Source organism: Neobacillus mesonae (genome assembly GCF_023715155.1).
GTDB lineage: Bacteria > Bacillota > Bacilli > Bacillales > Cytobacillaceae > Neobacillus > Neobacillus mesonae_A.
Genome location: NZ_JAMBNQ010000091.1, coordinates 1 through 990, shown reverse-complemented (window position 1 = coordinate 990; position 990 = coordinate 1). Strand labels below are relative to the sequence as shown.

Below are 990 nucleotides of genomic sequence, written 5' to 3'. Positions count from 1 at the left end.
AGCCATTCGTATTCTACAGACGTTTTTACTAGCTTAACTAAGTGCCCTGTAATACTTTCGATATCTTGTTCAAGCTGATAGTAACGACGGACCAGTGTGGCGATTTCAATACGGGCCATCTCATGTCCTTCTGTTACTCCGATAGAGCTTGCAGCGAGTTCAATAAGACGCACTGCTTTTGGTCTTTGGGGGGATTTTAACCCCTTGACCTTTCGATAAAGAGATAAAACTTCATCGGGTTGTTTCTGGTGTAGATCACTCGGAAATGGAGTGCATTCAAGTACAGCCAAAGCCATTTTTCCGAATGACGGAAACACCTGAGTAAACTCAGGGAAATAGCGATCTAACCAGCGAATCATCATGTTTTTAACGGCACCAAATTCCTCCGTCAGCTTACTTCTAAACGATGATCCTACACGAAGTTCAGCCTCCATGCCTTTCAAGATACGTGGATAGCTGAAGCGCCCATCTTTTACTAGACGAGCAATTACTAATGCATCTTTACGGTCATGCTTGGTCGGTAGATTATCGTCCAACTCTTTTGATCGCTTAACATGCATAGGGTTAACCATAGCCAAGGGAATGCCTCGTTCCTCAAGGAAGTACGCCAAATTGAGCCAGTAATGTCCAGTAGGTTCAATCCCGATAATGACTTCTGTTTTTTCGTTTTCTTTCATGGCTGCCAGAACACGTTGATAGAAAAGCTCGAAACCATCTCTAGATTGAGAAACAGAGAATGATTTTTGGAGCACCCGTCCTCGATCATCTACAAAGCAAGCGAAATGTGTCCGCTTAGCAATGTCAATTCCAACAACGAGCGTTTTCTCGGTGACTTGATTTATTTTCTGATTTTGTTTAAAATCCATTATTGGAGTCCTCCTTGGTTAACTAAGTTAGGGGTCATCTCGCCACGATTTGACACCCCGTATCATACCAAGAGGGCTCCTTTTTGTTCAAGTCCCCGAAAATCCTTCTAACAGGAATGCTCCT

The 990-nt window shown here is 43.2% G+C and carries 1 protein-coding gene; it reads right to left on the bottom strand.

From position 1 onward, the window contains the following. A partial coding sequence (locus M3183_RS26515; RefSeq protein ID WP_251475039.1) for an IS110 family transposase occupies positions 1-866 on the bottom strand: 866 nt, incomplete at its 3' end. Positions 867-990: the final 124 nt, after the last annotated feature.